This window comes from Mycobacterium sp. VKM Ac-1816D (assembly GCF_000416385.1).
GTDB classification, from domain to species: Bacteria; Actinomycetota; Actinomycetes; order Mycobacteriales; family Mycobacteriaceae; genus Mycobacterium; species Mycobacterium neoaurum_A.
In genome coordinates this window covers 72354-87088 of the sequence record NZ_AOHQ01000117.1, presented here as the reverse complement: position 1 = coordinate 87088, position 14735 = coordinate 72354, and the positions used below count along the sequence as shown (strand labels likewise).

General features: G+C 68.1%; 14 protein-coding genes. 8 read left to right on the top strand and 6 right to left on the bottom strand.

Features of this window, described 5'->3' with window-relative positions; translation table 11 throughout:
- The first annotated feature begins 51 nt into the window (after window positions 1-51).
- Window positions 52-1278, top strand: a complete 1227-nt coding sequence (locus G154_RS05260; protein ID WP_019513017.1) for a multidrug effflux MFS transporter — start codon at window positions 52-54, stop codon at window positions 1276-1278.
- Here the strand turns inward: G154_RS05260 and G154_RS05255 are convergent.
- From G154_RS05255 to G154_RS05240, 4 genes are all read right to left on the bottom strand, one after another.
- Window positions 1257-2126 carry an amino acid ABC transporter permease gene (locus tag G154_RS05255; protein WP_019513016.1) on the bottom strand — a complete coding sequence of 290 codons (870 nt, stop codon included), beginning with the start codon at window positions 2124-2126 and terminating at the stop codon, window positions 1257-1259. The two genes, G154_RS05260 and G154_RS05255, sit on opposite strands and share 22 nt — an antisense overlap.
- 151 nt (window positions 2127-2277) lie before the next feature.
- Window positions 2278-2958 carry an amino acid ABC transporter permease gene (locus tag G154_RS05250; protein WP_019513015.1) on the bottom strand — a complete coding sequence of 227 codons (681 nt, stop codon included), beginning with the start codon at window positions 2956-2958 and terminating at the stop codon, window positions 2278-2280.
- Between the two features lie 12 nt (window positions 2959-2970).
- On the bottom strand, window positions 2971-3783 hold the full coding sequence (locus G154_RS05245) for a glutamate ABC transporter substrate-binding protein (protein ID WP_031601449.1): 813 nt from the start codon (window positions 3781-3783) through the stop codon (window positions 2971-2973).
- Window positions 3784-3799: 16 nt separating this feature from the next.
- Complete coding sequence (locus G154_RS05240) at window positions 3800-4528, bottom strand: amino acid ABC transporter ATP-binding protein (protein WP_023985637.1); 729 nt, start codon at window positions 4526-4528, stop codon at window positions 3800-3802.
- A gap of 99 nt (window positions 4529-4627) precedes the next feature.
- Between G154_RS05240 and miaB the strand changes: the two genes are divergently transcribed.
- On the top strand, window positions 4628-6166 hold the full coding sequence (gene miaB, locus G154_RS05235; RefSeq protein WP_023985638.1) for a tRNA (N6-isopentenyl adenosine(37)-C2)-methylthiotransferase MiaB: 1539 nt from the start codon (window positions 4628-4630) through the stop codon (window positions 6164-6166).
- Window positions 6154-6726 (top strand): hypothetical protein, encoded by a 573-nt coding sequence (locus G154_RS05230; protein WP_023985639.1) that lies wholly within the window; start codon window positions 6154-6156, stop codon window positions 6724-6726. The genes miaB and G154_RS05230 overlap by 13 nt, the downstream gene beginning before the upstream one ends.
- On the opposite strand, the gene G154_RS05225 is transcribed toward G154_RS05230, so the two are convergent.
- Window positions 6723-8075, bottom strand: coding sequence for a DUF349 domain-containing protein (locus tag G154_RS05225; protein ID WP_019513010.1), 1353 nt, complete (start codon window positions 8073-8075; stop codon window positions 6723-6725). The genes G154_RS05230 and G154_RS05225 overlap by 4 nt on opposite strands.
- A gap of 191 nt (window positions 8076-8266) precedes the next feature.
- Here G154_RS05225 and G154_RS05220 point away from each other — a divergent pair, with 191 nt between their 5' ends.
- From G154_RS05220 to hflX, 5 genes are read left to right on the top strand one after another with little or no spacing between them, the layout of a single operon-like run.
- Window positions 8267-9148: a DMT family transporter gene (locus G154_RS05220; protein ID WP_019513009.1), complete on the top strand. Its 882-nt coding sequence runs from the start codon at window positions 8267-8269 to the stop codon at window positions 9146-9148.
- 9 nt (window positions 9149-9157) lie between these two features.
- On the top strand, window positions 9158-9823 hold the full coding sequence (locus tag G154_RS05215; RefSeq protein ID WP_019513008.1) for a hypothetical protein: 666 nt from the start codon (window positions 9158-9160) through the stop codon (window positions 9821-9823).
- Between the two features lie 8 nt (window positions 9824-9831).
- Entirely contained in the window at window positions 9832-10737 is a 906-nt protein-coding gene (gene miaA / locus G154_RS05210; RefSeq protein WP_023985640.1) for a tRNA (adenosine(37)-N6)-dimethylallyltransferase MiaA, read from the top strand.
- 8 nt (window positions 10738-10745) lie between these two features.
- On the top strand, window positions 10746-11600 hold the full coding sequence (dapF, locus tag G154_RS05205) for a diaminopimelate epimerase (protein WP_023985641.1): 855 nt from the start codon (window positions 10746-10748) through the stop codon (window positions 11598-11600).
- 45 nt (window positions 11601-11645) lie between these two features.
- Window positions 11646-13058: a GTPase HflX gene (gene hflX, locus G154_RS05200; RefSeq protein WP_019513005.1), complete on the top strand. Its 1413-nt coding sequence runs from the start codon at window positions 11646-11648 to the stop codon at window positions 13056-13058.
- A 67-nt stretch (window positions 13059-13125) separates the two neighbouring features.
- Here hflX and G154_RS05195 read toward each other — a convergent pair whose 3' ends face one another.
- Entirely contained in the window at window positions 13126-14670 is a 1545-nt protein-coding gene (locus G154_RS05195; RefSeq protein ID WP_023985642.1) for a PE-PPE domain-containing protein, read from the bottom strand.
- Window positions 14671-14735 lie beyond the last annotated feature (65 nt).

The window sequence follows — 14735 nt, the reverse complement described above, 5'->3', positions numbered from 1 at the left end:
GATAGTTATAGATATATAACTATCATTTGATAACCAATTTGGAGCTGCTGCATGACCACCTCTGTCGACACCCCGCGCGCGGACGCGGCACCACGGATCACCGTCGGCCTACTCGTCACCCTTGCGCTGTTGTCGGCGGTGGCCCCGTTCGCCACCGACCTCTACCTGCCAGCTTTCCCCGAGATGGTCGACGATCTGCATACCTCGCCGACCACGGTGCAGCTGACCCTGACCACGTTTCTGATCGGTCTGGCGCTGGGGCAGTTGATCTTCGGCCCGCTCTCGGATCGCTACGGGCGGGTGAAGCCGCTGTGGATCGGTGCCGCGATCTGTGTGGGTGCGAGTGCGGTCGCGGTGTTCGCGCCCACCATCGAGGTGCTCATCGCCGCCCGGCTGGCGCAGGGCCTGACGGGTGCGGCGGGCATGGTGATCGGCCGCGCCATCATCTCCGACCTGGCCACCGGCCGTGCCGCCGCCCGGGCCTTCAGCCTCATGATGATCGTCGGCGGCATTGCTCCGATCGTTGCTCCGCTGGCCGGCGGTTTCCTCGTCGGTCCGTTGGGTTGGCGCGGCGCGCTGGCGATCATCCTGGTGCTGGTCGCTCTGATGCTCATCACCGCGCTCATCGTCATCCGCGAGACGCACACCGAGGAGCGTCGCACCGCGCTGCGGGCCGAGAAAGCCACCGCAGGCTCGCCATTGCGTGAATTGCTCGGGCGTCGCTATATCGGCAACGTCGTCGCATTCGGCTTCGCCTTCGCCGTGCTGATGGCCTACATCTCGGCCTCACCGTTCGTCTACCAGACGATGATGGGCCTGAGCGCCGCCCAGTACGGCGCGGTGTTCGGTGTCAATGCTCTCGGCCTGCTGCTGGTCAGTGCGCTCAGCGCCCGGCTGTCGGCCCGCACCGAACCGCATGTGCTGGCCACCGCCGGACTGGCCGTCATCACCGTCGCCGGCGTCATCGTGCTGGCGCTGGCCTACACCGACCTCGCGGCGGGCTGGCTGGCGCTCCCGCTGTTCGCCGCCGACGCCGGCATGGGTCTGATCTTCGGCACCACCACCGCGCTGGCCCTGTCGGCAGCGCCGCGGGCAGCAGGTAGCGCCTCGGCGGTGCTGGGTGCCACTCAGTTCCTGTTGGCCGCCGCCGTGTCACCTCTGGTGAGTCTGGCCGGTGAGCACACCGCCGGCCCGCTGGGCATCGTGATGGTGTGCTGCTCGGTGATCGCCTGCGCCGGTCTGGCGCTGGCCCGCAATCACACTCCCGGACCGTCCTGAACGATCGGCCGTGCCGCCTGCGGTTGAGGGCCCTTCTTGGACCGCCGCAGCCTGGCCTCGAGTCGCGTGGCCAACGAGGAGAGGGCGAAGTTCAGCCCGATCATCAACACCGCGATGACCATCAGCGCCGGGATGTAGTTGCTGTAGGCGGAGCCGACGCTCTGTGCCTGGCGAACCATCTCCACGAACGTGATCTGATAGCCGATCGCGGTGTCCTTGAGCACCACGACCATCTGTGACACCAGGACCGGCAGCATCGAGGTGATGGCCTGGGGGAGCTGCACACTGGTCATGGTCTGGGTCCACGTCATGCCCAGCGCCGAGGCGGCCTCGGCCTGACCGCGGGGCAGCGCGTGCACACCGGTGCGCACGATCTCGGCGATCACCGCCGCGTTGTACAACGTCAGGCCGGTGATCACCCCGGCCAGTGCCAGGTACTCCGAGGCGAACACCCCGTACATCGCGAACAGTGCGTAGGAGAACAACATCATGATCAGCACCGGCACCGCGCGGAAGAATTCCACGAACACGCCGCAGCCCCAGCTGATGGCCCGCACCGGCGAGAGCCGTCCGATCCCGAGCAGACAGCCCAACACCAGGGCCAGCACGATCGACACCGCGGCGGCGGTCAGCGTGCCCTCGATACCGGGCAGCACATAGGTGGTCCAGAGATCGGCGGTGAAGAACGGCTCCCACTTGGCGGCATCGAACTGCCCGGCGGCGGCGAACTTCCACGCCACCCAGCCCAGGATCGCGGCGAACACCAGGGCCGTCAGAACGGCCAGGACCATGTTGATCTTGCGCGCGCGGGGACCGGGCGCATCGAACAGAACGGACGAGCCCGTCATCGGTGCTCTCCGCTCTTCGCGCAAGCGCTCACGTGTTGTCTGTTCTTCGCGCGAGCGCTCATGTGTTGTCTGTTCTTCGCGCGAGCGCTCATGTGTTGTCTGTTCTTCGCGCGAGCGCTCACGTGTTGTCTGTTCTTCGCGCAAGCGCTCATCACCGAAGCACCGCCCAGCGCTTGCCCAGCCACCCGAACAGCAAGCCCATCGGCAGGGTCAGGATGACGAACCCGATGGCGAAGATGCTACCGACCACCAGCAGTGCCGAGGTGTTCTCCACCATTTCCTTCATCAGCAGTGCCGCCTCGGCGACGCCGATCGCCGAGGCGATGGTGGTGTTCTTCGTCAACGCGATCATCACCGAACCCAGCGGGATGATGACCGCTCGAAAAGCCTGCGGCAGCAGGATGATCCGGAGGTTCTGCGAGAAGGTCAGGCCGAGCGAGCGCGCCGCCTCGGCCTGACCCATCGGCACGGTGTTCACCCCCGAGCGGATGGCCTCACACACGAATGCCGCGGTGTAGATTGTCAGCCCGAGAACCGCCAGGCGGAAGTTGCTGTCGACGATCGACGTCGGCGACGTCGGGTCGGTCAGCGTGATGTGCAGCGTGTTGGCCAGGCCCAATGAGCAGAACACCAGGATCAGGGTCAGCGGGGTGTTGCGCACCACGTTGACATAGCTGGTGCCCACCGCCCGCATCACCGGTACCGGTGAGAGCCGCATTGCGGCCAGCACGGTGCCCAGCACCAGTGCACCGATCGCCGCATACACGGTCAGCTCGATGGTGACCAGGAACGCAGCGAAGATCCGGTCCTGGTACTCGCTGAAAACTTCCACCCGGTGGATCCGCTACTTCGTGACGGCGGGCGGCTGGGGTGTGGCGATACCGGCAGGGCCCAAGTTCTTCTCGAACGCCGCGGCCCACTTGCCCTCGGTCTCCATCTTGGTGATGGCGTCGTTGATCTTGGTCTGCAGCTCGGTGTCGTCCTTCTTCAGCCCGATGCCGTAGTTCTCCTCCGAGAACGGCTCACCGACGAGCTTGAAGGTGCCCGGCTGTTGGGCGGCATACCCGGCCAGGATCACCTCATCGGTGGTCACCGCATCGATCGCACCGCTCTTGAGCGCCTCCACGCAGGCCGAGTAGGTGTCGTACTGCTGCAGCTGAACGCCGGGGTACTTGTCCTTGATGCGCTGGGCTGGGGTCGAGCCGGTGACCGAGCACAGCTTCTTGTTGTTCTCCAGCGATTCGGCGCCGACGATGTCGGAATTGTCCGCCCGCACCAACAGGCTCTGGCCGGTCACCAGATAGGGACCGGCGAAGCTGACCTTCTCCTTACGTGCGTCCGTGATCGAGTAGGTGGCGGCGATGAAGTCCACCTGCCCGTTCTGGATCAGCGTCTCGCGCTGGCCCGACGGGGCTTCCTTCCACTCGATCTGATCGGGGGTGTAGCCGAGCTGTTCGGCCACATAGGTCGCCACATCGACGTCGAACCCGCTCATCGAGCCGTCCGGGTTCTTCAGTCCGAGACCCGGCTGGTCGAACTTGGTGCCGATGACCACCTTGTTCTCGTCACCGCCCGATCCGCCGCCGCAGGCGGCCAGGGTCAGCGGCAGTGCTGCGGCCAGGACGGCGGCAGCGGCCACCCGAACTCGAAATGACATCACGTGCTCCTTCGATTCAGTGATTGAGAATCTTGCCGAGGAAGTCCTTGGCGCGGTCGGATTTCGGGTTGCCGAAGAACTCCTCCGGCTCGGCGTCCTCCACGATCGCGCCGTCGGCCATGAAGACCACCCGATGCGAGGCGCGCCGCGCAAAGCCCATCTCGTGGGTCACGACCAGCATCGTCATCCCCTCGGTGGCCAGATCGGTCATGACGGCCAGCACCTCGTTGATCATCTCGGGGTCCAGCGCGCTGGTGGGCTCGTCGAAGAGCATCACCTTCGGGTTCATGGCCAACGACCTGGCGATCGCGACACGCTGCTGCTGTCCGCCGGAGAGTTGCGCGGGGTACTTGTCGGCCTGATTGGCGATACCGACCCGATCCAGCAGCTTCATCCCCTCGGCACGCGCTGCGTCCTTGGCGATCTTGCGCACCTTGACCGGGGCCAGCATGACGTTCTCGATGATCGTCTTGTGGGCGAACAGGTTGAACGACTGGAATACCATTCCGACGTCGGAGCGCAGCTGGGCCAGCTTGCGGCCCTCCTCGGGCAGCACTTCACCGTCAATGGTGATGGTTCCCGTGTCGATCGGCTCGAGCCGATTGATGGTGCGGCACAAGGTGGATTTGCCCGAACCCGACGGACCGAGCACCACGACGACCTGACCGCGCGGAACATCGAGGTTGATGTCCTTGAGCACGTGGAGATCGCCGAAATGCTTGTCGACAGCCTGCATCGAGATCATCGGGACCGAAGCCGCGGTGGTCATGGGCTCTGACCCTACCCAGGGAACGCTCAGGATGGGCGGTATCGACACCCCCGTAACATGATCGTCGTGAGTCCCATGGTTGCTGCCGACGCACAGGCGGATCTTGCGGCACCCGCCGACGTCGACGTGCGCACCTATCAGGTGCGCACCTACGGCTGCCAGATGAACGTGCACGATTCCGAACGGCTGTCAGGCCTGCTCGAGGCCGCCGGTTACGCGCGCGCCGCCGAGGGCGCCGACGCCGACATCGTGGTGTTCAACACCTGCGCGGTGCGCGAGAACGCCGATAACAAGCTCTACGGCAATCTCAGTCACCTCGCGCCGCGCAAGGCGGCCGATCCGAACATGCAGATCGCGGTCGGCGGGTGTCTGGCCCAGAAGGACCGGGACACCGTCCTGAAGAAGGCCCCGTGGGTGGATGTCGTGTTCGGTACCCACAACATCGGGTCGCTGCCGGTCTTGTTGGAGCGGGCCCGACATCAGCGGGTGGCTCAGGTCGAGATCGCCGAGGCCTTGCAGGAGTTTCCGTCGGCTCTGCCCGCCGCTCGCGAATCAGCCTATGCCGCTTGGGTTTCCATCTCGGTCGGCTGCAACAACACCTGTACGTTCTGCATCGTGCCCGCGTTGCGCGGCAAGGAGGTCGATCGCCGTCCCGGTGAGATCCTGGCCGAGGTGCAGACGCTGGTCGACCAGGGTGTGCTCGAAGTCACGTTGCTCGGCCAGAACGTCAACGCCTACGGCGTTTCCTACGCCGACCCGACGATCCCGCGTAACCGGGGTGCCTTTGCGGAGTTGTTGCGTGCCTGCGGAACCGTCGACGGGCTGGAACGGGTGCGGTTCACCTCGCCGCATCCGGCCGAGTTCACCGACGATGTGATCGAGGCGATGGCCACCACGCCGAATGTCTGTCCCACGCTGCACATGCCATTGCAGTCCGGATCCGACCGCATCCTCAAGGCGATGCGTCGGTCCTATCGCGCCGAGAAGTTCCTCGGCATCATCGACCGTGTCCGCTCCGCCATACCGAAAGCCGCCATCACCACCGACATCATCGTCGGGTTCCCCGGCGAGACCGAAGAGGATTTTCAGGCGACCCTCGACGTGGTGGCCCGGGCGAGATTCGCCAGCGCCTTCACCTTCCAGTACTCCAAGCGGCCAGGAACCCCCGCCGCGACCCTGCCCGACCAGCTGCCCAAAGAGGTTGTCAGCGAGCGGTATCAACGGCTCGTCGACCTCCAGGAACAGATCTCGTGGTCGGAGAACAAGGCGCAGGTGGGCCGTGAGGTCGAGTTGCTGGTGGCCGCGGGGGAGGGTCGTAAGGACGCCGCCACCGCACGCCTGTCCGGCCGCGCACGCGACGGTCGGCTGGTGCATTTCGACGCAGGCGGCGCCGATGTCCGCCCCGGCGACATCGTCACCACCACGGTGACCCGTGCCGCCCCCCACTTCCTGGTCGCCGACGGCCCGCTTCATACCCATCGCCGCACTCGCGCCGGCGACGCGCACGCCGCGGGCCTGCGGCCGGTGACCGGCGTCGGCCTCGGCATGCCGGGCATCGGCGCGCCGGCGGCGGCCACCACCACCGATTGTTCGACGACTGGATGCGCATTGTGAGTGAGAAGAATCCGCCGGAGTTCGAGGATTTCAAGGACGACCTGGAAGCGGCCGAACGCCGCGTCGCCGCCGAGATCGACCCCGGTGCCCGCGCGATGGTGGTGGCGGTCTGCGTCTTCGTGCTGCTCGGCACCTTCGTGCTGCCGCACACCGGATCGGCGCGCGGGCTCGACATCCTGGTGGCCAGCGATGTCGCCCACAGCACCGGCCTGTCGTTGCCCTCACGCGTGTTCGTCTGGCTGGCGCTGGTGTTCGGCGTCGGGTTCTCGATCCTCGCGCTGCTGACCCGGCGCTGGACGCTGGCCTGGATTGCGCTGGCGGGCACCACCGTCGCCTGCCCGGCCGGCATGCTCGCGGTGTGGTCCCGGCAGACCGCGGCCGGCGATCTGCCCGGGCCCGGCATCGGTCTGATCATCGCCTGGATCGCGGTGCTGATCCTGGCCTTCCACTGGGCGCGGGTGGTGTGGACGCGTACCGCGGTGCATCTGAGTGCCGAGGAAGAGCGCCGCGCGGCGATCGCCGCCCAGCAGCGCAAGTCGCTGCTGGACGACGAGGGCTAACGCTTCTTGGTGACGGCCTCGGCGGCCGTGCCCGCCCACTCGCGCCACTGCGCGGCACTGGCCCGGGCCTTCTCGGCGTCCTTGGTCTTGCCGGCCGCCTCGGCCTTCTCCGCCTGGCGCTCGAATTGCTCGGCCCGTTCCCGGAACTGGTCGGCACGGGCCTTGGCCTCGGCGTCGGTGTGATCGACGGTCTGCGCATCGCGGACCTTCTTCTCCACCGCCCGCAACCGGCGTTCCAGATCTGCCGACCGCTCGCGGGGCACCTTGCCGATGGCGTCCCACTTGTCGCCGATGGTGCGCAACGCGGACAGGGCGGCCTTGGGGTCGGAGACGTCGATGCGCTCGGCCTCGGCCAGCAGCTTCTCCTTGGCGTCGGCATTGGCGCTGAACTCGGCGTCCCGCTCGGCGTGTACGGCGTTGCGGGCGGCGAAGAAGGTGTCCTGGGCGGCCTTGAAACGTGCCCACAGCGCATCGTCGACATCCTTGGCCGCGCGCCCGGCCGCCTTCCACTGGGCGAGCAGATCGCGGAAGGTCGCCGCGGTCGCTGCCCAGTCCGTGGAATCGCTGAGCTTCTCGGCCTTCTCACACAGGGCCTCCTTGGCCTGGCGCGCACCGACGCGTTCGCGGTCGAGCTCGGCGAAATGCGAACCCCGGCGCCGGTTGAACGTCTCGCGCGCCGCCGAGTAGCGCTTCCACAGCGCGTCGTCGGTCTTGCGGTCCAACCCGGTGATGGTGCGCCACTCGTCGAGGATGGCCCGGAGCCGGTCGCCTGCGGCCTTCCACTGGCCGGTGGCATTCGCGATCTCCTCGGCCTCGGCGGCCAGGGCTTCCTTGCGTGCGGTCTGCGCCGCGCGGTGCTCATCGCGCCGCGCGCGTTCCTCGGCGGCTGCCCCGTCGGCGTGTTCGAGGATGCTGTTCAACCGGGCCTGCACCGAGTCGACATCACCGAGAACCGCGGCTGTCGGCAGCGTCTCCAGCAGCGCCGTCGCGGCGGACTTGATCTTGCGGGCATCGCCGCTGCCGGAGGCCAGCCGGGTTTCCAGCAGCACGACCTCGGTGTTCAGATCGTCGAAGCGGCGACCGAAATGGGTGTAGGCCGCCTCGGCGTCGCCGGCCTGCCAGGACCCGATGACGCGCTCACCGGCGGAGGTGATCAGCACGACCGTGCCATCGTCCTCGACGCGGCCGAACCGGTGCGGGTCCACCGACGGTGGCACGACCGGCGCGGCGGCCGCGGCCGGCCGGGGATGGGGTGCGGGCCGCGGTCCGGGCCGCGGGATCGGTTTCGGTGTGGGTTTGGGCGCCGATGTCTCGGCGGTCTCGCCCGGCCCTGAATCGCTGGTTGTCATCTCTTCCTCGCACTCCCGCGCGGTTTGACCCGCGCACCTGCCGCGCGACGCGGCGCCCGATGCTTCCGCTCGTTATTCAAGCAGGTCGGTCCCGTCCGTGCGCACAGCTTCGCGATGCGTGGGCGATCTGCGGTTGCGATCCGAACCGCTTTACCGGCAACCTCAGGACCCGAACCCCCGAGGAGGCCGCATTGGACAAGGCGGATATCGCCGCACTTCTGGCGCTCGGTGCCGCCCTGTTCGTCGCGATCGGCGATGTCATCCACCAGCGCTCGGCCCACGAGGTGACCGACGAGGACGTCAGCCACCTCACGCTGTTCCTGCGACTGCTGCGCGACCGGGTCTGGTGGGTCGGCAGCCTGGTCTCGGCGGTCGGGTTCGGTCTGCAGGCCGCGGCGCTGGGATTCGGATCGGTATTGCTGGTGCAGGCGCTGCTGGTGACATCTTTGCTGTTCGCGCTGCCACTCAATGCCCGGGCCTACCGGCGCCGGGTCACCCGCTTCGAATGGACGTGGGCGGTGCTGCTGGCGATCTCGGTGGCGGTGATCGTGACCGTCGGGAACCCCACGGAGGGCCAGGCCCGCGCCGGGACGGAGGCCTGGCTGGCCGTCGTCGCCGTGCTGGGCCCGATGCTCGTGCTGTGTGTGGCCGGAGCGCGGATCTGGTCCGGCAAGCCGATCGGGGCGATCCTGCTGGCGGTGGTCTCCGGCGCGCTGTGGGGAATCTTCGCGATCCTCACCAAGGCCGTGGTGGACCGGCTCGGCGACGGGTTGTGGGAGCTGCTGCGCACCCCCGAGCTGTATGCGTGGGCGCTGGTCGCGGTGGCAGGCACCGCGTATCAGCAAGCGGCCTTCCGGGCCGGCGCGATCACGGCGTCGCTGCCGACGATGACGGTGACCGAACCCGTCGTCGCCTCCGCACTCGGCGTCGTGGTGCTGGGGGAGGCGTTGCGCCCCGGCGAGGCGGGCTGGATCACCCTGGTGGCCGCGGTGGTGGTGATGGTCCTGGCGACCGCGGCGCTGGCGCGTGGTGAGGCGGGCTGGGCCGACGAGCAGGTTTCGCCAGCGCGCTAGCGTGAAGACGTGTTGGCGGCCATTGCACTGATCCCATCCGCGCCGATCCTGGTGCCGGAGTTGGCCGGGACGGCGGCCGAGGAGGTGGCCGATCTGCGGGCGGCCGTACTGACGGTCGGCGCCCAGCTGCCGGCACGGTGGATCGCGGTGGCCGCGGGCCAGACCGCGGGGGTGGTGGGCCCGCAGGCGGTGGGGACCTTCGCCGGTTACGGCGCCGATATCGTCGTGACGCTGTCGCCGGAACCGGACGGCCCGGTCACCGATCTCCCGTTGGCCGCGCTGATCACCGGCTGGGTGCGCGCGAACGCGGCCCCGAACGCTGTCGCCGAGGTGCATATCGTCGGACCCGATACCGACGCCGGATCCCTGCGTGCGGTCCTCGACGGCACCGGTGACCCGATCGGCGTGCTGGTGGTCGCCGACGGTGCCAATACCCTGACCGCCGCCGCGCCAGGTGGCTTCGATCCCGACTCGGTACCGGGGCAGCACCGGCTCGACGATGCGCTGGCCGCGGGCGACACCGCGAACCTGACCGGCGTGGCCGCCGGCGCGGTGGGCCGTGATGCCTACCGGGTGGTGGCCGATCTGGTCGGTTCGGCACCGGTGGCGGCGCATGAGCTCTACCGCGGCGCCCCGTACGGTGTCGGCTACTTCGTCGGGATGTGGCGGCTGTGACGCCAGCGCTGCGACCGGTCGCCGTGATCGGCCCGACCGGCACCGGGAAGTCCGCGCTCGCCCTTGCGCTGGCCCACCGACTGGGTGGGGAGATCGTCAACGCCGATGCCATGCAGCTCTACCGCGGTATGGACATAGGCACCGCGAAGCTGCCGCCCGAGCAGCGCGAGGGCATCGTCCACCATCAGCTCGATGTCCTCGACGTCACCGAGAACGCCTCGGTCGCGCGGTATCAGCACAGTGCGGCCGCCGATATCGAGGCGATCCTGGCGCGCGGTGCAGTGCCGGTGATCGTGGGCGGCTCGATGCTCTACATCCAGTCCTTGCTCGACCAGTGGTCGTTTCCCGATACCGATCCCGCGGTGCGGGCCAAATGGGAGGCCCGGCTGACCGAGGACGGGGTGGCCGCGCTGCACGGCGAACTGGCCCGCGTCGATCCCGCCGCGGCGGCGGCCATTCTGGACACCGACGCCCGCCGCATCGTGCGGGCGCTGGAAGTCGTCGAGCTGACCGGCGAGCCGTTCGCCGCGTCCGCGCCGCGGATCGGCAATCCGCGGTGGGGCACCCAGATCATCGGATTGGACTGGGAGACAGGCGCGCTCGATACCCGCTTGCGCGCACGCACCGAAGCCATGTTCGCCGACGGGCTGGTCGGCGAGGTCGGCGGCCTGATCGAACGCGGCCTGCGCGACGGGGTGACCGCCGCCCGCGCCATCGGCTACGCCCAGGTGCTCGCGGCGCTGGATGCCGGCGATGATCCCGATTTCGCCGGGGCGCGTGAAGCCACCTTCGTGGGCACCCGACGGTACGTGCGGCGGCAGCGGTCGTGGTTCCGGCGCGATCATCGGGTCCGGTGGCTGGATGGTTCGCGCCATGACCTGGCCGAGGCCGCGCTGAGTATCCTGGACGAGTGAGACTGGGCATCCCCTTCGTGAAGGGACACGGAACGCAGAACGACTTCGTCGTGCTGCCCGATCTGGATGCCGAACTTCCACTGCGCCCCGACTGGGTGGCCACCCTATGCGACCGGCGCCGCGGCCTCGGCGCCGACGGGGTGCTGCGCGTGACGACCGCCGCCGCTGCCCAGGCGGCCGGGGTGTTCGCCGTGTTGCCCGAGGGGGTGGCAGGCGACGACTGGTACATGGACTACCGCAACGCCGACGGCTCGATCGCCCAGATGTGCGGTAACGGGGTGCGAGTGTTCGCGCACTATCTGCGCGCCGCCGGTCTGGAGCACCGTGACGAATTCGTGGTGGGCTCGTTGGCCGGGCCGCGTCCGGTCGTCGTGCGGGTCGACGCGGGCGAGAGCGCGCGGGCCGAGGTCACCGTGGACATGGGCAAGGCCGTTCTGCTGGGTACCGGTTCGGCCGTGGTCGGCGGGCAGAGCTTCACCGGGCTCGGCGTGGATGTTGGCAATCCGCACCTGGCCTGCGTCAGCGATCTCAGCGCCGCGCAGCTGGCCGCCCTCGACGTGGCAGCCCCGGTTTCGTTCGACACCGCTCAGTTCCCCGAGGGTGTCAACATCGAGGTGCTCACCCGCCCCGAGTCGGGCGCGGTCAGCATGCGGGTCCACGAACGCGGAGTCGGCGAAACACGTTCCTGCGGAACAGGAACCGTTGCGGCGGCGTTGGCAGCCCTGGTGGACGGCGGCGACGGCACCGGTACCTTGCGGGTCCGTATTCCCGGCGGCGAGGTCACCGTCACCGTCACCGAGGCCACCAGCTACCTGCACGGTCCGTCGGCCCTGGTGGCCCGCGGTGACTATGCGGGCGATTAATCACATGCGTGCAGCCCGGGCGGCATGTCACCATCGAAAGCACATATGACTGAATTTTCTCCGAACAATCCCGTTCCCAGCACCGGTGAACTCGCCCTGGAAGACCGGGCGGCCCTGCGCAGGGTCGCCGGGCTGTCCACCGAGCTCACCGATATCTCCGAAGTCGAGTATCGCCAGCTGCGTCTGGAGCGCGTGGTCCTGGTGGGGGTGTGGACCGAGGGCAGCGCGGCCGATGTCGACGCCAGCATGGCCGAACTGGCCGCGCTCGCCGAGACCGCAGGCTCGGAGGTCCTCGAGGGCCTGGTGCAACGCCGCGACAAGCCCGACGCCTCGACCTACATCGGTTCCGGTAAAGCCATCGAGCTGCGTGAGATCGTCGAGGCCACCGGTGCGGACACCGTCATCTGTGACGGCGAGCTCAGCCCCGCCCAGCTCAATGCCCTGGAGAAGGCCGTCAAGGTCAAGGTGATCGACCGCACCGCCCTGATCCTGGACATCTTCGCCCAGCACGCGACGAGCCGGGAGGGCAAGGCGCAGGTCTCGCTGGCCCAGATGGAGTACATGCTGCCGCGGCTGCGCGGTTGGGGTGAATCGATGTCCCGGCAGGCCGGCGGCCGGGCCGGTGGTGCCGGTGGCGGTGTGGGTACTCGCGGCCCTGGTGAGACCAAGATCGAAACCGACCGGCGCCGCATCCGCGAGCGGATGTCCAAACTTCGCCGCGAGATCAAGGATATGAAGAAGATCCGCGACACCCAGCGCGGGAGCCGCCGGCGCAGCGATGCCGCCGCACTGGCGATCGTCGGCTACACCAACGCCGGTAAGTCCAGTCTGCTCAACGCGCTCACCGGGGCCGGCGTCCTGGTCGAGAATGCGCTGTTCGCCACGTTGGAGCCGACCACCCGGCGTGGGGAGTTCGAGGATGGTCGCGCGTTCGTGCTCACCGACACCGTCGGGTTCGTCCGCCACCTGCCCACCCAGCTGGTGGAGGCGTTCCGGTCCACCCTGGAGGAGGTGGCCGACGCGGAGTTGCTCATCCATGTGGTCGACGGCTCCGATGTCACACCGCTGGCCCAGATCCAGGCGGTGCGCACGGTGATCAACGATGTCGTCACCGAATACGGCATCGCCCCACCGCCGGAACTGTTGGTGGTCAACAAGATCGACGCGGCGGGTGATCTCGCGCTGGCGCAGCTTCGGCGTGCGCTGCCGGACGCGGTGTTCGTCTCGGCGCACACCGGGGAAGGCCTGGCGCAGTTACGGACCCGGATGGCGGAGCTGGTCGAGCCGACCGACGCGTTCGTCGACGTGACATTGCCCTACGAGCGCGGCGACCTGGTGGCCCGCGTCCACGCCGAAGGGCGCATCGAATCGACCGAGCACACCGACAAGGGAACCAAAATCGCTGCCCGCGTGCCGGTTCCGCTCGCGGCAGCGCTCGGGGAGTTCAGTAACTGGTAGTCGACACGGGCAGGCGCACCGTTCATCGGATCCCCCGAGGTCCCGGCGATGGGCGCCTGCCCGCGGGTCAGGCGGCCGCCGCGTCGCCGGCGGGCGATGGATCGGAATGGCTGTCGGTCTTCGTATCGTCGGGTGTCACGATCGATGTCGTGACGCTCGAATCCTCGGTCTTCGCATCATCGGGGTGCAGCACCTCGATGGTCGGGGCTTGCGCTGAGTCGTCCTCGTCACGCAGGTCCTGATCGCGCAGATCGTCGCGCAGGTCCGCGCGCAGATCATCGCCGGAACGGTCCTCTTCGCGGAGGTCCTGGCTGCTCGGGTCTTCCTTGAGCAGGTCTGCGGTATCGCCGGACTCGTCGCCGGCCGTGGTGGTATCGATCGAGCGTGCGAGCGGCAGCACGTCCGCGCCGTCGGTGTCCGTGTCGGTGTAGGTGTCGGGCGGCACGGTCACCGGGGTGCGCTGCTCGTCGCGCACGATGGCGGCCGGTTGTGCCGGTGCCGGAACGGGCTTCGGGCCGAAGGCGGCCTGGAAACCCTCGCCGATCGCGGCCGCGACGTCCTGGACGAAGGTCACCGGGTTGATCCGGGGGATCAACCGGAACGGTGCGGGCACACCGTAGCTGAGGGTGCGGTCGTAACCGGTATCGATGAGCACCCGCAGCAGCGGGGCGACGAAGTCGACGATCGGAGTGATCAGGAACCCGGTGCCGGTGAAGGCGGCGAATTCGAGGAACGGCCGCACGATCGGAAGTGTGCGGGTCGGGATGGTGACGTAGCGCGTGTCGCCGTGCTCCTCCCAGTTGTCCTGATCGGCCAGTTCGACGGCGAGTTCCTCGGGGGTGTAGTCGTCGGGCAGTTCGCCGACGTCTTTCTGGTTGGGGGCCAGGTAGGTGCCGTGCACGTACCAGAAGCCCGCGATCGCGTTCAGCACGGCGAGCGCGTTGACGGGGTAGATCGGGAAGTCGGAGACGCCGTCGTATTGGAAGGCGATATCGGTGGCGCAGATGTGGTCGCAGGTGTCGGTGGGTGCAGGCAGCCCGAACGTGGCGTCCAGGATCGGCACGTGCCCGAGGAAGGCCAGTCGCTCGAACAGGCCGCCGTTGGGCCGGTTCGTGTTTCCGATCATGACGAAGGACAGGTAGTTCTGGTCCTTGGGAAGTCCGGCGAGATTGCGCTTTTCCCTGCTGACGATGTTGGCGCCCTGGGAGTAGCCCATCAGGATTACCGGGGTGTTCGCCGGGTTCTGTGCCAGGGTGTCGACCAGCGTGCCGTTGAGCGTGGAGAGTCCCGCTCCGGTCGACACATCCCATTTGTCGCCGGTCAGACCGCCCCAGCCGGGCAGCGGGATGGGCCAGAACTGGGCCGGGTAGTTGATGCCTTCCAGCGTGCAGTCGTTGTCCTTGGTGCAGGCCGGGTTGAACGGGGCGATGTAGTAGTCCCTGGCGTTCTCCAGATAACCGTCGATCCCGTTGGCGTTGGGGGTGCCCGTGCCGGGGACGATGAGCGCGGTGGCGGCCAGTGCGGCGGCCAAGGTCAGCGTCGAGGTGATCGAGACGATGATCGCGAGGAGCACCGTGATCAGAGTTGTGGTGGCACGCCGCGCAGTGCGCATCGGATCCCCCTCGTCGTGGTTGTTCGCCGACTCTTCGGATCGTTGCACTCGAGCGGGCTGACGGG

Excerpts from the sequence above, each read along its gene's own strand:
- G154_RS05260 (WP_019513017.1), top strand. The coding sequence starts at position 52 with ATGACCACCTCTGTCGACACCCCGCGCGCGGACGCGGCACCACGGATC.
- G154_RS05240 (WP_023985637.1), bottom strand. The coding sequence starts at position 4,528 with ATGATCTCGATGCAGGCTGTCGACAAGCATTTCGGCGATCTCCACGTG.
- G154_RS05225 (WP_019513010.1), bottom strand. The coding sequence starts at position 8,075 with ATGACAACCAGCGATTCAGGGCCGGGCGAGACCGCCGAGACATCGGCG.
- G154_RS05195 (WP_023985642.1), bottom strand. The coding sequence starts at position 14,670 with ATGCGCACTGCGCGGCGTGCCACCACAACTCTGATCACGGTGCTCCTC.
- G154_RS05230 (WP_023985639.1), top strand. The coding sequence starts at position 6,154 with ATGCGCATTGTGAGTGAGAAGAATCCGCCGGAGTTCGAGGATTTCAAG.
- G154_RS05255 (WP_019513016.1), bottom strand. The coding sequence starts at position 2,126 with ATGACGGGCTCGTCCGTTCTGTTCGATGCGCCCGGTCCCCGCGCGCGC.
- hflX (WP_019513005.1), top strand. The coding sequence starts at position 11,646 with ATGACTGAATTTTCTCCGAACAATCCCGTTCCCAGCACCGGTGAACTC.
- G154_RS05245 (WP_031601449.1), bottom strand. The coding sequence starts at position 3,783 with ATGTCATTTCGAGTTCGGGTGGCCGCTGCCGCCGTCCTGGCCGCAGCA.
- miaB (WP_023985638.1), top strand. The coding sequence starts at position 4,628 with ATGGTTGCTGCCGACGCACAGGCGGATCTTGCGGCACCCGCCGACGTC.